This window comes from Janthinobacterium kochi (genome assembly GCF_051380715.1).
Taxonomy (GTDB): Bacteria; Pseudomonadota; Gammaproteobacteria; order Burkholderiales; family Burkholderiaceae_D; genus Janthinobacterium.
This window is the reverse complement of sequence record NZ_JBNYXO010000008.1, coordinates 25,247-42,789: the sequence shown is the minus strand read 5'-3', so window position 1 is coordinate 42,789 and position 17,543 is coordinate 25,247. Positions and strand designations below refer to the sequence as shown.

15 protein-coding genes are annotated in these 17,543 nt (G+C 66.8%); 6 read left to right on the top strand and 9 right to left on the bottom strand.

Annotation, left to right across the window (positions count from 1 at the left end; all coding sequences use genetic code 11):
* Window position 1 precedes the first annotated feature (1 nt).
* From ACQ4WL_RS17855 to ACQ4WL_RS17840, 4 genes are all read right to left on the bottom strand, one after another.
* Window positions 2–661, bottom strand: a complete 660-nt coding sequence (locus ACQ4WL_RS17855) for a response regulator (RefSeq protein ID WP_010400558.1) — start codon at window positions 659–661, stop codon at window positions 2–4.
* A gap of 31 nt (window positions 662–692) precedes the next feature.
* Window positions 693–2,204 (bottom strand): Do family serine endopeptidase, encoded by a 1,512-nt coding sequence (locus ACQ4WL_RS17850; RefSeq protein ID WP_436510946.1) that lies wholly within the window; start codon window positions 2,202–2,204, stop codon window positions 693–695.
* A 274-nt stretch (window positions 2,205–2,478) separates the two neighbouring features.
* On the bottom strand, window positions 2,479–2,955 hold the full coding sequence (locus ACQ4WL_RS17845) for an Hsp20 family protein (protein ID WP_282406839.1): 477 nt from the start codon (window positions 2,953–2,955) through the stop codon (window positions 2,479–2,481).
* A gap of 161 nt (window positions 2,956–3,116) precedes the next feature.
* The gene (locus ACQ4WL_RS17840) at window positions 3,117–3,338 is read right to left on the bottom strand and encodes a helix-turn-helix domain-containing protein (protein WP_436510945.1); all 222 of its coding nucleotides are present in this window, start codon (window positions 3,336–3,338) and stop codon (window positions 3,117–3,119) included.
* A 286-nt stretch (window positions 3,339–3,624) separates the two neighbouring features.
* Between ACQ4WL_RS17840 and ACQ4WL_RS17835 the strand changes: the two genes are divergently transcribed.
* From ACQ4WL_RS17835 to ACQ4WL_RS17815, 5 genes are read left to right on the top strand one after another with little or no spacing between them, the layout of a single operon-like run.
* Window positions 3,625–4,233, top strand: a complete 609-nt coding sequence (locus tag ACQ4WL_RS17835) for an RNA polymerase sigma factor (RefSeq protein ID WP_436510944.1) — start codon at window positions 3,625–3,627, stop codon at window positions 4,231–4,233.
* Entirely contained in the window at window positions 4,226–4,849 is a 624-nt protein-coding gene (locus tag ACQ4WL_RS17830; RefSeq protein WP_436510943.1) for a hypothetical protein, read from the top strand. The genes ACQ4WL_RS17835 and ACQ4WL_RS17830 overlap by 8 nt, the downstream gene beginning before the upstream one ends.
* Complete coding sequence (locus ACQ4WL_RS17825; protein WP_436510942.1) at window positions 4,846–6,543, top strand: caspase family protein; 1,698 nt, start codon at window positions 4,846–4,848, stop codon at window positions 6,541–6,543. Before ACQ4WL_RS17830 ends, ACQ4WL_RS17825 begins: the two co-directional genes overlap by 4 nt.
* Window positions 6,540–9,752, top strand: coding sequence for a CHAT domain-containing tetratricopeptide repeat protein (locus ACQ4WL_RS17820; protein ID WP_436510941.1), 3,213 nt, complete (start codon window positions 6,540–6,542; stop codon window positions 9,750–9,752). The genes ACQ4WL_RS17825 and ACQ4WL_RS17820 overlap by 4 nt, the downstream gene beginning before the upstream one ends.
* Window positions 9,753–9,794: 42 nt before the next feature.
* Window positions 9,795–10,145: a hypothetical protein gene (locus ACQ4WL_RS17815; protein WP_070221473.1), complete on the top strand. Its 351-nt coding sequence runs from the start codon at window positions 9,795–9,797 to the stop codon at window positions 10,143–10,145.
* A gap of 78 nt (window positions 10,146–10,223) precedes the next feature.
* On the opposite strand, the gene ACQ4WL_RS17810 is transcribed toward ACQ4WL_RS17815, so the two are convergent.
* The 4 genes from ACQ4WL_RS17810 to imuA form a co-directional block, all read right to left on the bottom strand.
* Window positions 10,224–10,982 (bottom strand): alpha/beta hydrolase family protein, encoded by a 759-nt coding sequence (locus ACQ4WL_RS17810; protein ID WP_436510940.1) that lies wholly within the window; start codon window positions 10,980–10,982, stop codon window positions 10,224–10,226.
* Between the two features lie 80 nt (window positions 10,983–11,062).
* Window positions 11,063–11,767, bottom strand: coding sequence for a glutathione binding-like protein (locus ACQ4WL_RS17805; protein WP_436510939.1), 705 nt, complete (start codon window positions 11,765–11,767; stop codon window positions 11,063–11,065).
* A gap of 76 nt (window positions 11,768–11,843) precedes the next feature.
* On the bottom strand, window positions 11,844–13,331 hold the full coding sequence (locus ACQ4WL_RS17800; protein ID WP_436510938.1) for a Y-family DNA polymerase: 1,488 nt from the start codon (window positions 13,329–13,331) through the stop codon (window positions 11,844–11,846).
* The gene (imuA, locus tag ACQ4WL_RS17795) at window positions 13,261–13,971 is read right to left on the bottom strand and encodes a translesion DNA synthesis-associated protein ImuA (protein WP_436510937.1); all 711 of its coding nucleotides are present in this window, start codon (window positions 13,969–13,971) and stop codon (window positions 13,261–13,263) included. Before imuA ends, ACQ4WL_RS17800 begins: the two co-directional genes overlap by 71 nt.
* Before the next feature lie 206 nt (window positions 13,972–14,177).
* Between imuA and ACQ4WL_RS17790 the strand changes: the two genes are divergently transcribed.
* Window positions 14,178–15,443, top strand: coding sequence for a putative Na+/H+ antiporter (locus tag ACQ4WL_RS17790; RefSeq protein WP_436510936.1), 1,266 nt, complete (start codon window positions 14,178–14,180; stop codon window positions 15,441–15,443).
* 63 nt (window positions 15,444–15,506) lie between these two features.
* Here the strand turns inward: ACQ4WL_RS17790 and ACQ4WL_RS17785 are convergent, their stop codons facing one another.
* Entirely contained in the window at window positions 15,507–17,540 is a 2,034-nt protein-coding gene (locus tag ACQ4WL_RS17785) for a GNAT family N-acetyltransferase (RefSeq protein ID WP_436510935.1), read from the bottom strand.
* Between the last annotated feature and the right edge of the window lie 3 nt (window positions 17,541–17,543).

The window sequence follows — 17,543 nt, the reverse complement described above, 5'->3', positions numbered from 1 at the left end:
CTCATGCCTTGGGCACCATGTAACCGAGGCCGCGCACATTCTGGATCAAATCGCTGCCGAGCTTTTTGCGCAAGCCATGGATATACACTTCCACGGCATTGCTGTTGACTTCATCCTTCCAGCTGTACAGTTTTTCTTCCAGCTGCGCGCGCGACAGCACGATGCCGGGACGCGCGATCAGCGCTTCCAGCACGGCCCATTCGCGCGCCGACAGGTTGACCGGGTGGCCCTCGGCGATCACTTCGCGCGTCAACGGATTGATGGAAACGCCCTGGTGCTCGAAGATCGGCTCCGGCCGCCCCGAGGCGCGCCGCAGCAGGGCGCGGATGCGCGCCAGCAATTCATCGAGGTCATACGGCTTCAAGACGTAGTCGTCGGCGCCCGCGTCGAGGCCGGCGATGCGCTGCTCGACGGCGTCGCGCGCCGTGGCCACGAGCACCGGGGTATCGAGCTTGCGCAAACGCATCGAGCGCAGCACGTCGAGGCCATCCTTGCGCGGCAAGCCCAGGTCCAGCAGCACCAGGTCATAGGTCTGCGTCTGCAGGGCCGTGTCGGCCATGTCGCCATCCTTGACCCAGTCCACCGCGTAGTGCTCGGCGCGCAGCAAATCGAGCACCACCTCGCCGATCATCGTGTCGTCTTCTACCAGCAATAAGCGCATGGCTTGCCTCTCTATCTCGTTATTCTCGTTTTCAACCCAAACGCACGGGGATGAAGATCTTATCGGGGCCGCGCTGTATCAGCAAGGCCACCGACTTGGCGGATTTTTCCACCACGTCGCGCACCTGCTCGACCGTGTTGACGGGACGGCCATTGACCGACAAGAGCACGTCGCCCGGCTGCACTCCGGCATTCGCCGCCGCGCCGCCGGCGTCTTCCACCAGCAGGCCGGCACTGATGCCCGCTTCGCGTTTTTCATCCGATTGTAACGGACGCAGGGCCAGGCCCAGCTTTACTTTACCTGCCGCACTGTCGCTTTTCGCCACCTCGGCCACCTTGTCGGCCGCATTGCCCAGGGTCGCCGTCAGGCTGACGATCTTGCCGTCACGCCAGACATCCATGCTGATCTTGTCGCCTGGCAAGGACGTGCCCACCAGCGCGGGCAAGTCGGCCGAGCCGATGATGCGCTGGCCATTCACCTTGCGCACCACGTCGCCCGATTTCAGGCCCGCCTTGTCGGCCGGGCTGCCGCGCTCGACGTTGGCGACCAGCGCGCCTTCCGGCGTGGCCAGCTTGAACGAATCGGCAAAGCCCTGGTTAACTTCCTGCACCGTCACGCCCAGCTTGGCGTGGCTGGCCTTGCCCGTGGCGACGATCTGGTCCTTGATGCGGCCGGCCAGGTCAATGGGAATGGCGAACGACAAGCCCTGGAAGCCGCCCGTCTGGCTGTAGATCTGCGAATTGATGCCCACCACTTCGCCGCGCGTATTGAACAGGGGACCGCCCGAGTTGCCGGGGTTCACTGCCACGTCGGTCTGGATGAACGGCACATTGCTGTCATCGGGCAGGGAACGGCCCTTGGCGCTGACCACGCCGGCCGTTACCGTACTGTCGAAACCGTACGGCGAACCGATGGCCAGTACCCACTCGCCCACTTTCAGGTCGCTCGAATGGCCGAGCGGCACGATGGGCAGGTTGTTGGCGTCGATTTTCAATACGGCGATATCGGTCTTCGGATCCGTGCCCAGCACCTTGGCGCGAAATTCGCGGCGGTCGTTGAGCTTGACGGTCACTTCGCGCGCATCGCGCACTACGTGGGCATTCGTCATGATGATGCCGTCCGGGCTGACGATGAAGCCGGAACCGAGGCCGTGCGTGGGCACGTCGCGGCCACCGCGCTGCCCGCCTTGCGGCCCCTGAAAGCGGCGGAAGAATTCGAAGAAGGGGTCGTTGCCGAAATCGTCGTTGCCAGCCTGGGCCGAAGGATCGTACGCCACCTTGGTGCTGCCCGTGACGCTGATATTGACGACGGCCGGGCTGTTGCGCGAAGCGATCTGGCTAAAGTCGGGCAAGGCCACCAGCGGCGCGCTGGCTGCGGGTGCCACGGCAGCGACCACGGGGGCGGCGGCGGCCGCTGCGGCATTCGCGCCGGCATTGTTCTGATGCACCACCATGGCGCCACCGGCGCCCAGCACACCGATCGCGGCCAGCGCGGCTACGGTGCGTTTGATTTTCAGGGATGCGGTATTCGTTTGCTGTTCCATGAATTGCTCCTCATTCAATGAGATTTTGATGTATGCAATAGTGGGCCACGAGTCTTAGGCGGTGCTTAACATTTTTCCATTTGGAAACAGGCGTTGGCGCCTTTAAGCAGGGTTTAATCTTGCGTGCTGCGCACACCTCGCATGGCGGGCGATGAAGCGCCCGAACGGGCTCCAGACGTGACACTGGCCGGATCAACCGGCCAGTATTTTACTGCATGGGGAGGGGCCAGCCCCTCCCGGCTATGCCAGCGCGTGGCGCCGAAATCAGCTCAGCTCAGGCTGCCTGGCGCTGTTCCAGCGCATTCACGTTAGCGGCGGTGGCGATGGTGTCGCTGCCGGTGCCGATCTCGATCTTGCGCGGTTTCAGCGCTTCCGGCACTTCGCGCACCAGGTCGATGGTCAGCATGCCGTTTTCAAACGTGGCGCCCGTGACCTTCACATGGTTGGCCAGCTGGAAACGCTGTTCGAAATCGCGGGCAGCGATGCCGCGGTGCAAGAACGTGCGCTCGACGCCATCTTTCTGCTTGCGGCCCGTGACGTGCAGCGAGTCGCGTTCGGTGATGATGTCGATCTCTTCGCGCGAAAAGCCGGCCAATGCCATCACGATGCGGTACTTGTCTTCCGACACCAGTTCGATGTTGTACGGTGGATAGCTCGGTTGCGCATCGGCGCGCTGTTCGTTGAGCAGCTGTGCCAGGCGGTCAAAGCCAATGGCGGAACGGTACAGGGGAGCAAGGTCAAAAGTTCGCATGATAAATATCCTTTTCAAATGAAGCGATAAGAGGGGCGGACCTCACCGTGAGCATCCGCTTGCTACCCAATCTAAGGACGATCAAGCCGCCTTCAAGGCCTTGAAAAAGACGATTTTTGCCCCAGTGCCGAAAATATTTTTGCGGCTTGCCGCGCGGCGGGCTAGTCGCCGCTGCGCAAGGCGCAAGCCAGCGCCGTTCGGTTGCTCACGCCGAGCTTGTGGTAAATCATATGCAGCTGGTTGCGCACGGTGGCTGGCGACTTGTCGAGCGCGCGGGCGATGGATTTGTAGGGCGTGCCGCGCATGGCCATGGCCGCCACCAGCCGCTCGGCCGGCGTCAGGCGCTGCATGGCAACGTTGCCGGAGAGCATATTTTCATGCATGGGCTGGCTCCCCGCCCCTGCTGGCATCGCGCAAGGTCTTGCCGCGTTTTCTCATGATGGGACTATCCTTTTCGGCTTGGCGGACCAGCTGCAATGCGGCCCTTCATGCTCTTGTTCGCAGCTCGCCGCCATCTGGTTCAATCTTTTTGCAATGAAATTGCGCCACCCCCTGCGTCCACGCCTTTGCAGACCTCGCCCTTACCAATACTGCACTATTTCCCCGATGCTATAATTGCCACGACGCAATTGCCTGCCGCCCCATTCAACCCGCCCCTCGCCCGCGACCATGAGCGCATTACCTGTCAACCCTGCCGAACTGCTCGCTGCCATGGCAGCGGGCGACCAGCGCGCACTGGACGCCCTGTACCGCGCCTGGTCGCCGCGCGTGCGCGTGTTTGCGCGCCTGCAGCTATCGGGCTCGGGGCTCGATGTGCACGCGGTCGCCGACGAAGTCACGGTGGACGTGTTCCACGATATCTGGCGCGCGCCCATGCGCTACGACGGCCGAGTGGCGTTCGGCACCTGGCTGCTGACACTGGCCCGCAACAAGGCCATCGACCAGATCCGCCGCCACGGCAAGCGCCTGGCCCGCGAAACGCCGCTCGACGGCGATGACGACGGGCAAGAGCCAGCAGAGCACGATCCGGGACCGCAGGCGCAAACGGAAACCGTGCAGCGGCGCCGTGCCGTGCTGAAATGCCTGCAGCGCCTGCGCAACCCGATGCAGCGCGAAAGCCTGACCCTGTGGGCGATCGACGACCTGTCGGTAGCCGACATCGCGCATATCCAGCAGGCGCCGGCCGGCACCGTCAAGACGCGCCTGTTTCATGGCCGCATTAACTTACGCCAGTGCATGGAGCGCTGGTTTGTCCAGGAAGGCGGACGCCATGGCTGATCCCCTCGATCCCCTCGATCCCCACGAGCAGGCGCTGCGCGCCATGCTGCCCGATTACCTGAATGGCCATGCGCCGGCGGCCGACGCCAGCCGCATCGCCGCCCGGCTGCACGATGATGCGGCATTGGCCGCCGACGCCGACTGGCTGCGCGAGATCCGCACCGCTATCGGCGACGAAGCGGCCGGCCTGGATCCGGACGCAGGCCTGGCGCAACTGCGCGGCCGCCTGGAACGCCCCAACCCGTGGCGCCGCCTGCTGCGGCGTCTGTTGCTGCCGGCCCTGGCACCAATGGCGATCACGGCGCTGGCCAGCGTCTGCATGGTCCAGGCCTGGCTGCTGTGGCAGGCGCCGGCCGCGCCGGTGGAGCTGAGCTGGCGCGGCGCGCCCGGGGCAGCGGCGCCGCCGGCCAGCCTGCGCGTGCAATTCTTGCCCGATGCCAGCATGCAACAAGTGGCGACGGCATTGGAGCAGGCGCAGGCGGGCATCGTCGCCGGCCCCCTGCCCGACCGCAGCTACCTGCTCGATGCGGCCGACCCGCAGGCGGCCCTGCGCAGCCTGCAAGCGAGCGGCGTGGCGGGCGAGGCATCGCGCGTCGACGCGCACACCGCACCATGAGACGAATACGGCGCCGGCAAGCATGGCTGCTGCTGTCCTGCCTGCTGGGCGGCACGGCGCTGGCGAGCGAACGCCATGCCTTGCTGATCGGCGTGGCGGACCTGCCCGCCATGCCGCGCGCCAGCTGGCTGGCCGGCCCCACGGCCGACGTGAACGCCATGCGCGCGGCGTTGCGGCATCAGGGTTTCGCCGATGAACATATCTACCGTCTGGCCGATGATGCGGGCGCCAGCCAGGCGCCCACGCGCGCGGCCATCCTGGCGCGCCTGGCGCAGCTGGAAAAGACGCTGGGCAAGGACGATGTCCTGCTGCTGTACTGGTCGGGCCACAGCGTGCTGCTGCCCGTCTATCCGGGTCAGGCAGCCGCGCCGCAAGGACGGCGCACGCGCTTGCTGACGCGCGACAGCCAGGTCAGCCACCAGGGGCGGCAGCTCGATGGCGGCGTCGGGAGCAGCGAACTGGGGCGCGCCATCGATGCGTTTGCCGCGCGGCAAACACAGGTCGTGGCCATATTCGATACCTGCCATGCAGCGGCCGGCACGCGCAGCGGCGACGGCCTGGCGTGGCGGGGGCTGGCGGCGGCCGACATCGGCTGGCGCCCCGCGCCCGGCGCGCCGGCAGCCAGCCATGACGCAGCAGCCGACGCGCCACGCGCACGGCCACGCTTTGTCGCTTTCTACGCGTCCGAAGCCCAGCAGCGCACGCCGGAAGCCGCTGCGGCCGCCACGCCGGGCCAGGCGGCCGGCCTGTTTACGCAGGCCGTGATCGCCGCCCTGCAAAGCCGGCCGCAAACGTATGCCATGTGGGCCGGCGCCGCCACGCAGCAATACCGGTCCGCCTTGCGCGCCTACCAGTTGCCACGCTCCGCCTGGCCATCGCCCGTGTATGCGGGCGCACTCGACGCACCGCTGTGGCAGGGCGGCGGCAGCGGCGCGGCGCCGCTGTGGCCCGTGCAGCGCGATGCGCGGGGCTGGCAAGTGCCGTATGGCCTGCTCGACGGCATACGCGAGGGCGACCTGTTCCGGCAGGCCGGCGCGCGCTGGCGCGCCGCCAAGGTCGGCTGGGGAGAAACGCGGCTGGCGCTGCTGCCCGGCGATGGCGGCGACATTGCCGCGCCAGGCTGGGCCAGCCGCACGCCTGCGCCGCTGCCTGCGGGATCGCTACGTCCGGGCCGTCTCGCCGCCCTGCTGGCGCTGCCCGCCACGCCGGGCCCGCCCCTGCTCGACGCGCGCATCGAACTGACCCTGCCGGGCAAGGCGCCGCGCCAGCTGGCATTCGCCGATGGCGACCTCGGCGTGCTGCCGGCCGGCACGCGCATCCGCCTCAGCGTGGAAAACCGCAGCGCCGCTTCCGTCGACCTGGGCATCGCGCACTTGCCGCTGGACGGCCGCGCCGCGCGCATCTATCCTGCCCTGGACGGCGACAGCAACCGCATGCCGCCCGCCATCGGCGCCGGCATCAGCCGCATCGAGCGCAGCTTCGTCGTCAGCGGCCCCCACTATGGCGTGGAATGGCTGGCGTTGGTGGCGGCACCGGCGGCAAATGGCACCCAGCCGCGCCGCTTCGCCATCATCGAAGCGTTGCCGGACCTGCTACCCACGCGCGGCGCGGCCAACGTTGAAGTCCCCGTGGCGGAAGCGGGCAAGCCCGACCAGGCGCAGGTGGCCCGGCTGTCCTGGCGCTCCATCCAATGAAGCGCCTCGTCCTCGGCCTGCTGCTGGCCGCGCCGGCGTGGCTGCAAACGGCATCGGCCGGCACCTGCCAGGCCGTCATCGCGCCATGGCTGGCGCAAGCGAACGACGCCAACGACAAGGAGCAGCCGGCCGTCTCGCTGCCCCTGTTCCAGCGCAGCGTGGCCGCCTGCCGCGCGGCGGACGACCGGGCCGGCATTGCCACCGGACTGCTGGGCGTGGGCCAGAGCCTGCACATGCTCAACCGCTACGCCGAGAGCGAACAGGCCTTGCTGGAAGGCTGGGCCATCCGCCAGGCGCTGGACGACGGCGATCCCGGACGCGAAAGCATGTACTACCCGAGCGAACTGATGTACCTGTACCGCCAGTGGAGCCGCTTCGACCTGGCCTGGCAATGGGGCGACATCGCGCTGGCGGCGAAAGCCCGCCTGATCGGCAAGGACACGGTATCGTATGGCACCAGCCTGTCCAACCTGTCCGGCGTGGCGCTGCAGACCAAGGAATATGCGCGCGGCCTGCCGTATGCGCGGCAAGCCATGCAGACGTGGGCCCGCACCTCGGGCGAGAACAGCACCGACCATGCGTGGGGCATGCGCGACGTGGGCGTGCTGCTGCTGCGCATGGGCCGCATGGAAGAAGCCTACGGCTACCTGGAGCGCGCCTACCGGATACGCCTGGCGGCCTTCGGCGAAAACCGCACCGAGACGCAAACGAGCGTGACCGACATGGCCAACTGGTACACCCTGAGCGGCAACGACCGCCAGGCGCTGGCGTTCGCCCAGCGCGCGCTGGCCATGGCGGTGCAGCGCTCGGGGGCCGACTCGATGCAGGCCAGCGTGGCCCTGAACCGCCTTAGTGGCATCCACCTGCGCCTGGGTGAAAGCGGCAAGGCATGGCAGGAAGCGGAGGACGGGCTGCGCATCCGCCGCGCCCTGTTCGGCGACCGCCATGCCAACACCGTCAGCGCCTGGCAGGACGTGGCGCTGACGGCGCTGGCGGACAATCAGCTGGGCCGCGCGGAAGTGGCAGCCGCCGCCGCGCTCGAACATTGCCGCGCCGTGTATGGCGAGGCCGCCGCCACCTGCGCCGCGCAGCAGCTCGCGCATGGCAGTGCGCGCATGGCATTGGGGCAGTACCGGCAGGCGCTGGAAGCGGCGCAGGCGGCGGCGCGGCTGGCCATGTCCGGCGGCCAGGCGCTGCCGGCCGACGAAGCCGATGCGCTGCTGCTGGCGGCGCAGGCACAGGCCGCGCTGGGACTCCAGGACGAGGCGGAAACGGCACTGGCCGGCCTGGAGGCGCGGCTGCTGCAAATGCCTCCAGCCACGGCCGGCATGCTCGACACGGTGCGCCAAGCGCGCCTGCTGGCGCGCGCGGAGCACGCCGGCATCGGCGCGGCAGAACTGCAAGCGCTGGCGCGCGAGGCGGGCGCCATGGCGCAGCAGCTGGCCGCCACGCGCGGCGCGGCCCATCCCGCCCATGCACAGGCCTTGCTGGACGCGGCCGGACTCAATGCGCGCGCGGGCGATACCGCCACGGCGCGGTCGCAGTCGGCACGCGCACTGGCCATCGGCATGGCGAATGAACAGAGCATGCTCGAAGCGCGGGCGGCGGCGCAGCTGGGCGCGCTGGAACCGGACGCGGCCGGCATTTTCCTCGGCAAGCAGGCGGTCAATGCGCTGCAAGCCACGCGCGCCGGCACGGCCAGCTTGCCTGTGCCGCTGCGGCAGGGCTTTGTGCGGCAAAAACGCGCCGCCTACGGCAAGCTGGCGGACCGCCTGCTCGACCAGCGCCGCATCCACGAAGCGGAAAACGTGCTGGCCATGGTACGCGAGGACGAATTCCACAGCCTGGTGCGCAGCGCCCCCGATCCGCGCGCCACGCGCCTCGGCTACACGGGCGCGGAGGGCGAATGGCAGCGCCAGTTCGAAGCGCGCGCCGCCGCCCTGCGCGCGGGCGCCCAGGCGCTGGCCGCGGCGCGCGAACGCCAGGCGCAGGGCGTGGCGCAAGCCGACGACGCATGGCGGCGGGCAAACGACGCCATGGCGCTGTTGCTTGATGGCGCCACCGAGGCGCTGACGGCGCTGACGGCCGGCAGCGTGGCCACGCCCGCACCGGCAGGCAAGGCTGGCATGGCGCGGGCCGAACCGCTCAAGCGGGGCGTGCTGCACCTGACTTACCTGGTTACCGACACGCGCCTGCGCATCGTCGCGCAGCGCGGCGGACGGACCGGCAGCACCATCCACGACGTGGCCATCGACGAGCGCGCGCTGGCGCAGCGCATCGCCCGCCTGCGCCGCAGCGCGCAAGACCCGGCACAGGACGCGCGCGCCGATGCGCAGGCGCTGTATGCGCTGCTGCTGGCGCCAGCCAGCCGGGAACTGGACGGCGCCACCTCGCTGTCGCTGTCGCTGGGCGGCGTCTTGCGCTACCTGCCATTCGCCATGCTGCATGACGGGCGCCGCTGGCTGGTCGAACGGCTGCCCGTCTCGCTGCATGCCAGCGGCGGCGAACAGGCTGGCGCACAAGAAGCGCCGCGCCGTGCACCATCGCTTGCCCTGTTCGGCCAGACGCGCGCCAGCGGCGAACTGCCGGCCCTGCCCTTCGTGCAGCGCGAACTGCGCGCCGTGCAGGCGATCGGACACGCGGCGCGCATCCCCAGCCAGGTCTACCTTGATGGAGACTTCACCGGCGCGGCGCTGCAGCGCGCGCTGCCCGCCAACAGCAGTGTGCATATCGCCAGCCATTTCGTGCTGCGCTCGGGCGCGGGCGAGGACTCCTACCTTCTGCTGGGCGATGGCGGCAAACTCAGCCTGGCGGAACTGGCGCAGGACAGCTACCGCTTCGCCGGCCTGGACCTGCTCACCCTGTCGGCCTGCGAAACGGCCGTGCCGGCCGGCACCGATGCCACGGGACGCGAACTGGAAGGCCTGGCCTGGCTGGCCCGCCAGCGCGGCGCGCGCAATGTGCTGGCCAGCCTGTGGCGCGTGTCGGACCAGTCGACGGCCACCCTGATGGGCGATTTTTATGCGGCGCTGGCGCAAGGCAAGGGCAAGCCGCAAGCCTTGCGCCAGGCGCAGTTGCGGCAGATCCGCGCCGCCCGGCACGCCATCACGGCGACGCGGGGCCTGACGCCGCTCGACTCCGCCGGCGACAGCGGCGAGACGCGCGGCCATCCCTTCTACTGGGCCGGTTTCATCCTGCTCGGCTCCTGAGCGCCATACGACGGAAAGCCGTTTTTGGTGTATGCTGGCGGCATGAACAATGACACCGACATCCAGCTCAGCGGCCCCTTCAAGGCCACCGACGGCTCCGGCCGTGCCCACGACATCAAGGCCATCCGCATCTTTGACGAAGGCTACGGCATCATCGACGTCTACGTCGATTTCGCCGCTCCGCTCGAAGCGGGCGCCTACAAGGACAAGACCCTGGTCGGTCACATCCTGACCCGCTTGCGCAGCCTCGGCTATGTAGGCCCCGACTTCGGCCATGGCGACCTGGGCTTGCAAGACAAGAAACTGATCGTCCTGGAAGCACCGGAAGAGTTTTCCGCCTTTGCCGTCAGCAAGGGCTGGAAAGATCTTTCCGCCGAGTTCGACGAGGACTGATCCGTTTCCTCCCCCCGATCTGCGCCGCGCCAGCTTCTGCTGACGCGGCGTTTTTCATGCGCGACCGCTTAGTTCAGCTTAGTTGATATAGCGCGCGCTCCAGGCGGCAATCACATTGGCGACATACGCTGCGTCATTGCGCCCCGTCAACAAGTGATCGGCATCGTCGAGCGAGACGAAGCTTTTCGGGTGCTTCGCGGCCATAAATATCTCCATCGCGTTCGACAGGCTCACCGTCGTGTCGTTCGGCGCGTGCATCACCAGCAGGGCGCGGCGCAGGCCGGCGATGTGCTCCTTCAGGCTGTGGCTGCCCGCGTCGTCGACGAATTGCTGGCGGATGCGAAATGGCCGCCCTTCCAGTTGCACCAGTGCCTCGCCCTCGGCGGCGATTTGCTCCAGGTGCGCGCTGAACATGCGCGTGACATACGCGGGCGTGCTGGGGGCGGCCAGGGTCACCACGGCGGTCGCTTCCGGCACTTGCGCGGCAGCGGCCAGCACGGCGGCGCCGCCCAGGCTGTGGCCGATCAGCAATTGCGGCGCAGCATGTTTTGCCCGCAGGAAATCGGCAGCGGCCAGCAAATCGTCGACATTCGACGAAAAATTCGTGGCGGCAAACTCGCCCTCGCTGGCGCCCAGCCCCGTGAAGTCGAAGCGCAGCACGGCGATGCCGTGCTCCGTCAAGCCTTGCGCGATGCGCCGCGCGGCCAGCACGTCCTTGCCGCAGGTAAAACAGTGGGCGAACAGCGCGTACGCGCGGACGGTGTCGTCGGGTGCGTCGAGGCGCGCCGCCAGCACATGGCCATGCGCACCGGGAAAATCTTGCCGGGTGGATTTCATTGTCTCAGATCAAAGCTGCCGCGCAGGGCGGCCGATGGCGCATTGTAGCGCCGCCCGGCCACCGCCGCAGTTGGCCAACCTTAATCGCGCTTCGGTATATCCAGGCCCTTGATGACGGCAGGCCGGGCCAGAAACGCGTCCAGCACGCGCTGCACATTCGGGAAGTTATTAAAACCGACCAGCTCGCCCGCACCATAAAAACCCACCAGGCAGCGCACCCACGGGAAGATGGCGATGTCGGCAATCGTGTACTGACTACCCATGATCCAGTCGCGGCCCTGCAGGCGCTGCTCGAGCACGCCCAGCAGGCGCTTGGCCTCGCCGAGATAGCGGTCAAGGGGGCGCTTGTCTGCGTAGTCCTTGCCGGCGAATTTATGGAAGAAGCCCACCTGGCCAAACATGGGGCCGATACCGCCCATCTGAAACATCAGCCACTGTATCGTTGCATAGCGCAGGCCCGCGTCCTGCGGCAGGAACTTGCCCGTCTTTTCCGCCAGGTACAGCAGGATGGCGCCCGACTCGAACAGGGCCAGCGGCTTGCCGTCGGGACCGTGCGGATCGAGGATGGCGGGAATCTTGTTGTTCGGATTGAGCGACAGGAAGGCGGGCGACAGCTGGTCGTTTTGCTCGAAGCTGACCAGGTGCGGCTCGTACGCCAGGCCCAGCTCTTCCAGCAGGATCGAGACCTTGATGCCGTTCGGCGTGGGCAGCGAGTACAGCTGCAGGCGCTCGGGATGCCGGGCAGGCCATTTCTCGGTGATGGGAAAGTCGGAGAGTTGGGACATGGGAATCCTTATTGAAGTGGTTGACGCGGTGCGAGCAAGTATAGCCAAGCATGGCCGTTTCAGCAGGACAGCACATTCAGCCAAACAAGCCATGCAGGAACCAGCGCGGCGCGGTGTCTTCTCCGCTGCCGGCGATGCGTTCGCGGTAGACCCAGTAGTGGGCGTGGTCGAGGCCTTCGGCGATGAAATAATCGCGCGCCTGCGACTGGCCCCACCAGCCCGCCTCGATGCGCTCGGCGACAGACACCATCTTCAGGGGCGAGCCATAAAAGGGCCGGTGCTCGCGCATCAAGAGGGCGATGGGCTGGGCCAGCAGCCAGCCGGGACGGGGCATGCCGGGCAAGCCGGGCGGCAAATCCGGTAGCGCGCTTCTTGAAACGGGCTTGGCCGGCAACGGCAGCCACTGGTTGGCCGCTTCGGGCCGGTAATCGGCGCGCGGGGATGCCTGCAAGACATTCTCCGCGCCCAGGCGCGCCACCAGCAATTCCATCAGGCGCTGGCGCTCCTGCGGCGTGCCGCCCGGTTCGGGAAACAGGCTCTCGCTGGGTGGCGCCATGGGCTGCACCTGCAGTGCTTCCAGGGTCAAGCCGATCACGGGCGCGTCCAGTACCAGCTGTGCCAGGCGCTCCTTGAGCAAACGCACCAGATGCTCGTCGCGCCAGACGGCCTCGCCCAGCGCCAGGTCGATGACGGTGGGCGGGCGCGCCACCCTGCCCCGCTCGTGCGCCAGCAGCAGTTGTATGCGCTCGACGGCAAATTGCCGCGCGCACAGCCAGCCCGTCATTTGCTGCAGCAGGCGGCGCGCGCCGAACAGTAAGGCGTCCGCATGCTCCACGCGGTCGAACAATTCCAGGCTGGCGCGGAACGTGGGCGGCGCTTCGAGCCACACGAACAATTCCGTGCTGTGGCCATGCGCATCGTCGAGCATGTCCAGCAAGGCCCCGCCGCAACGGCGCTGCAAGCCGGGCCGCGGCAACTGGCGCAGCTGCCCCAGGGTGCGGCAACCGATGCCCTCGAACCAGTCGAGATAGGGGCGCGCGGGTGGCAGCAAGGCGCACGGCAGGCGGTCGAGGCGGCGCACGAGACTATCCATGCCCAGCACGCGGCCCCGGCGCGTAGCGGCGCGCGCCAGCAACCAGGCGCCGCGCGCCGTGGGCGCGCACGACAGCTGGGCCGTGTAGCCGAGCGCGCGCAAACTGGCCGCAATCTGCCGGCACAGGGCGCGCACGCCGCCGAACAGGCGCAGGCTGGCGCCCGCATCGACCAGCAGGGTCGCTTCCTCGCCCTGCGCCACCAGCGGCGAGTATTGCAGCAGCGCCAGCGCCACCGCTTGCAGGGCCTGCGCTTCCAGCTCGGGCGAGCGTTCATGCAGGCGCGCCTGCGGCGCCAGCATCAGCGCGCCCGCGCGGCGCATGCCCGGCCGGATGCCGGCCGCCCGTGCCAGCGGCGACAGGGCCATCACTTGCTCCTGCTCCAGCACCACGCCGAGAATGTCAGCCGACCAGCGCGGGCAAAACACTTCGAGCGGGAGCCGGGGCAGGCACAGGCCGATCCAGAGTCGCATGGCGCAGCAGTAAAGAAGGAGGTTGCAGGGGCAGGAACAGGGGCGCGTCGCGCTGCGGTCCCCGGCGCTTGATGAAGCCGATCTCGATGCCGCCGGCGGCCGGGCGCACGGACAGGCGCAGCGGCGCCGGCGACGCATCCTGCGCGCCGTGCAGCGGGCGCAGCATGCAGAACAGGGTGTTGCCGCTTTGCGCGGCCAGGTGCAGGCGGCGCAGGCTGTCGGCGCGCACGTGCGACTGCCAGAACAACAAGGCGCCGCAACTGCCACTGCGCAAGATGTTTTCCGCCGCCCACAAGGCATCCTTGCTGCCGGCGCTTTTGAGCCACAGCAGCTGTGATGGTGCCAGACCCTGCGCGGCCAAGGCCAGCGCCTGCGGCGGATGGGGCGGCTGCAACAGCACGATGGGCAAGCCCGGCAGCTGCGCCAGCGCGGGCGCCAGCAAACGCAATTCGCCGCTGCCCGGCTGCTGCACCAGCAGATCGATGAGGCTGCCGCTGGGCCAGCCACCGCCGGGCAGTTGCGCGGACAGGGCGGCGAAGCCCGTGTCCAGGCAGCGCACGGCGCCCTGTCCCAGCTGCGATGCACGCCATAAAGACGGGTGCAAGGCTTCAGGCGAGGCCATCAATTGTGAATGTTGCATAATTAAATATAAAGATAAATACTGTATGCATATACAGTACTATCCGCGCCCACTTTTGGCAAGGCTTATCTGTTCGCACTCCCTCCGGCAGCGCTCCCACGATGTCCGAAAAACCCCGTTTCTGGCATCGATTGCTGTACCATAAGCACTCTCCTTACCGCCCGGCGATGCACCGGGCGGCTTCCTCCGTCCATAAGGAAACGCATTTGACTACCATCCAACTCATCAGCGCAATCGTCTTCGGCCTTGCGCTCATCCACACCTTCGCCGCCAAGTCGTTTGAAACATTATCGCAGCGCCACCCCCGTCATGCTGGCTTGCTGCACCTGCTGGGCGAAGTGGAAGTCGTGTTCGGCTTCTGGGCCTTCATTCTGATCATCATCATGGCCTTTGTCTCGGGCGGCGATGCGGCCATCGAGTATGCCGAATCGCGCCAGTACACGGAACCGCTGTTCGTCTTCGTCGTCATGGTGGTGGCCGCCTCGCGCCCCGTGCTCGACGCCGTGCAGCGCCTGCTCAAAGGCGTGGCGCGCGTGATGCCGCTGCGCACGGAACTGGCCCTCGTCTGGCTGGGCCTGGCGCTCGTACCCCTGACGGGTTCGATGATCACGGAACCGGCCGCCATGACCCTGGCCGCGCTGATGCTGGCGCCGCAAATCTTCCGCCCGGGCATTCCTGAATGGCTGAAATACGGCGCGCTGGGCGTGCTGTTCGTCAACGTTTCCATCGGCGGCACCCTGACTTCGTACGCGGCGCCGCCCGTGCTGATGGTGGCCACCACGTGGAACTGGGACAGCGCCTACATGGCCAGCCATTTCGGTTGGAAGGCCGCCATCGCCGTGCTGGTCAACGCCACGGGCGTGAGCATATTGCTGCGCAAATACCTGCACAGCAACACCTCCGATATCAAGCCGAAGGCCGGCGAAGTCGAAGCGCCGAAAGTGCCGCTGGCCGTCAGCGTGGTGCACATGATCGTGCTGGGCGGCGTGGTGGCACTGGCACACCATCCCGTGCTGTTCTTCGGTCTGTTCCTGTTCTTCCTCGGCTTCGTGCAGGCATATGAGCGCTATCAAAGCCCGCTGATCCTGAAAGAGGGTTTATTGGTCGGCTTCTTCCTGGGCGGCCTGGTGGTACTGGGCGGCATGCAGCAATGGTGGTTGCAGCCCATCGTCTCGAGCCTGAAGCCGCTGGCCCTGTTCTTCGGCGCCCTGGGCTTGACGGCGATCACCGACAATGCGGCCCTGACTTACCTCGGTTCGCTGATCGTCGGCATGACGGACGAAGCGAAATACATGCTGGTGGCCGGTGCCGTGGCCGGTGGCGGTCTGACCGTCATCGCCAACGCGCCGAACCCGGCCGGCGTATCCCTGCTGCGCCGCGGCTTCCAGGATGAATCGATCGGCGCTGTCGGCCTGCTGGCCGGCGCCCTGCTGCCGACGGCCGTGGCGGCCCTGGCTTTCCTGGCTTTGTAAGCATGCACGGGGCGGCTGCCGGCCGCCCCCGCTTCCTTCAGTTTCCCGCCTCCGTTCCCCTCCTCAGTTTCCTTCATACACCAGGAAGTGCAAACGGTCATAAAACAGGCTGTAAGCATAGTCGAACGTGCCCACGCTGCGAAAGCCCTTGTGCAGATACACTTGCAGCGCTTCGCTCTTTTCCCATACCGTCAAGGTGATGCGCGCGCACCCCTTGCGGCTGGCCAGGTCACGGATTTCATGGAACATCTGCCTGAATAAACCCTGGCCCCGGTATTTCTCGTCGATGGCCAGGCTGCTGACGAAACAGTCGTCGGCGCGCGCATGCGCGAGCACGAAGGCATCATACGCATCGTCGAGCGCCTTCATGTCATCGCGGTAATACGAGACGGCGCCGCAAGCCTGGAACTCGGCCATCGTCGCGGCCGTGAAGAAGCCGATGAAACGCTCGTCCTCGTCATGCAGGCCGTGAATGTGCGCCAGGTAGGGGTCGATGTTCTGCCGCCGCTGCAGTTCGACAAATTGCAGATTGAGTTTATTGCCGAACGAACAGTATTCGAGGTAACTGGTGGCAAACAGCAATTTGGCCATGCGGTTCTTCGCCTCGTCGCCCAGCAGTTCGCCCGCCACCAGCTTGAGCGGCGCATGCGACAGCAGGCCCGCCTGCACTTCGTTGCCGGACGGGGCGGCATCGCCGGCGGCCGGCATGCGGCTTCCGTGGCGGCCCACGGTGGGGCGCCAGAAATTACCGGCAGCAATCTGCTGCGAGCGGTGGGCCAGCAAGTAGCGGCAAAAGACGGCATTCACGCGGTCCAGCTGCGGGTCGTCCGACAGCACCGAGTAATAGTGAAAATGATCGATTTCCGCCCGCAACTGGGCCGCATACGCCATGCGCGGCACTTCCTCGATATCGAACACATCGACGATGTCGGGCAGGCGCAAAGGATCATCGAGTTGCCAGTCGATTTCGGCTAGCCGCGCCACGCAGCGCGCATACGCGCGCCGCTCCTCGTCGCTGAGCGGGATATGTATGTCGGTAATGATATCGTCCAGCAAGCGCATGCCGCGGATGCCGCCCGCCACCGCTTCCCGCGCGCCGTCATACAGCACGCAATAGCGCTGGTAAAACTCGGCATGGCTGAGCAGGGTCACGCCCAGGTTTTTCTTCCATTCGGCATAGAACTGGCCAAACAGCTGCGCCTCGAATTGCGGGCAGGAGCGGGGAATCTCCCCATTGATGCCCGCATAGGCGAGATTCACATTGCGCTGGATCACACGCAGCGCGGCATCGTTCTTCTTGGCGATCAGCATGCCCGTTTCATCGAGGAACAGATTCATCCAGCTGACATGCCGGCGCTCTTCGCTGTCACCATCCTTGCGCTGGAAATAATCGGGCACTTCCGGCTTCATCAGGAAAATCGTCGCCGGATTGTGCGGGATCGTATCGACATCCATATACATGCCGCCGTATTCGCACAGGATGAGGATGCGGAAATAATCGGACAAGGTGGCAAAGTAGCGCTGCGCATGCAGGGTATTGAGGATATCGAAGCGGGCCGGCGCAAAGTCCAGCGCCAGCGCGCGCAGCGAGTTGATATGCAGCGTCGTGCCGCCGATGGCATAGCGCCCTATCGTGTAGCGCCCGGCGCCGCCCGTGGGACTGAAACGCGCGTCATGGCGCAATTGCTGCGCATCCCACACCCACAGGATCGAGACATACGGCGCGCCGCCATTCTGCCGCACCTCGTCGAGCGCCGCGCCCCACTGCTGAATCGCCGCATAAGCGATGGCCGGCAACGGCCCGCCCATCCAGATGCGATGCAGGTAGCGCTCGTCATCGCCCAGCGCCCGCGTGGGGATGCAGCTGAGCGAGGAACAGCTCGCGGCATTGAAATGCGTAAAATTGGCGGCGACGAAGCTGCGCAGGCCGGCGATGCCCGCCTGGTGCTCCACGGCCAGTTGTTCCAGGTCGCTGCCGGCCGGCCGGACATCGGCCAGGGTGATGTAATCGAGTTTCAGCCGGTGGATGCGAAACTCGTACTCCAGGTTGAAAATCTTTGCTTGATCGTGTTTCGATGCCAGGTCATCTATTTTCATGGG

Bases quoted from the DNA above. Each gene is read 5' to 3' on its own strand.
- ACQ4WL_RS17855 (WP_010400558.1), bottom strand. From the start codon at position 661: ATGCGCTTATTGCTGGTAGAAGACGACACGATGATCGGCGAGGTGGTG.
- ACQ4WL_RS17850 (WP_436510946.1), bottom strand. From the start codon at position 2,204: ATGGAACAGCAAACGAATACCGCATCCCTGAAAATCAAACGCACCGTA.
- ACQ4WL_RS17845 (WP_282406839.1), bottom strand. From the start codon at position 2,955: ATGCGAACTTTTGACCTTGCTCCCCTGTACCGTTCCGCCATTGGCTTT.
- ACQ4WL_RS17840 (WP_436510945.1), bottom strand. From the start codon at position 3,338: ATGCATGAAAATATGCTCTCCGGCAACGTTGCCATGCAGCGCCTGACG.
- ACQ4WL_RS17835 (WP_436510944.1), top strand. From the start codon at position 3,625: ATGAGCGCATTACCTGTCAACCCTGCCGAACTGCTCGCTGCCATGGCA.
- ACQ4WL_RS17830 (WP_436510943.1), top strand. From the start codon at position 4,226: ATGGCTGATCCCCTCGATCCCCTCGATCCCCACGAGCAGGCGCTGCGC.
- ACQ4WL_RS17825 (WP_436510942.1), top strand. From the start codon at position 4,846: ATGAGACGAATACGGCGCCGGCAAGCATGGCTGCTGCTGTCCTGCCTG.
- ACQ4WL_RS17820 (WP_436510941.1), top strand. From the start codon at position 6,540: ATGAAGCGCCTCGTCCTCGGCCTGCTGCTGGCCGCGCCGGCGTGGCTG.
- ACQ4WL_RS17815 (WP_070221473.1), top strand. From the start codon at position 9,795: ATGAACAATGACACCGACATCCAGCTCAGCGGCCCCTTCAAGGCCACC.
- ACQ4WL_RS17810 (WP_436510940.1), bottom strand. From the start codon at position 10,982: ATGAAATCCACCCGGCAAGATTTTCCCGGTGCGCATGGCCATGTGCTG.
- ACQ4WL_RS17805 (WP_436510939.1), bottom strand. From the start codon at position 11,767: ATGTCCCAACTCTCCGACTTTCCCATCACCGAGAAATGGCCTGCCCGG.
- ACQ4WL_RS17800 (WP_436510938.1), bottom strand. From the start codon at position 13,331: ATGCGACTCTGGATCGGCCTGTGCCTGCCCCGGCTCCCGCTCGAAGTG.
- imuA (WP_436510937.1), bottom strand. From the start codon at position 13,971: ATGCAACATTCACAATTGATGGCCTCGCCTGAAGCCTTGCACCCGTCT.
- ACQ4WL_RS17785 (WP_436510935.1), bottom strand. From the start codon at position 17,540: ATGAAAATAGATGACCTGGCATCGAAACACGATCAAGCAAAGATTTTC.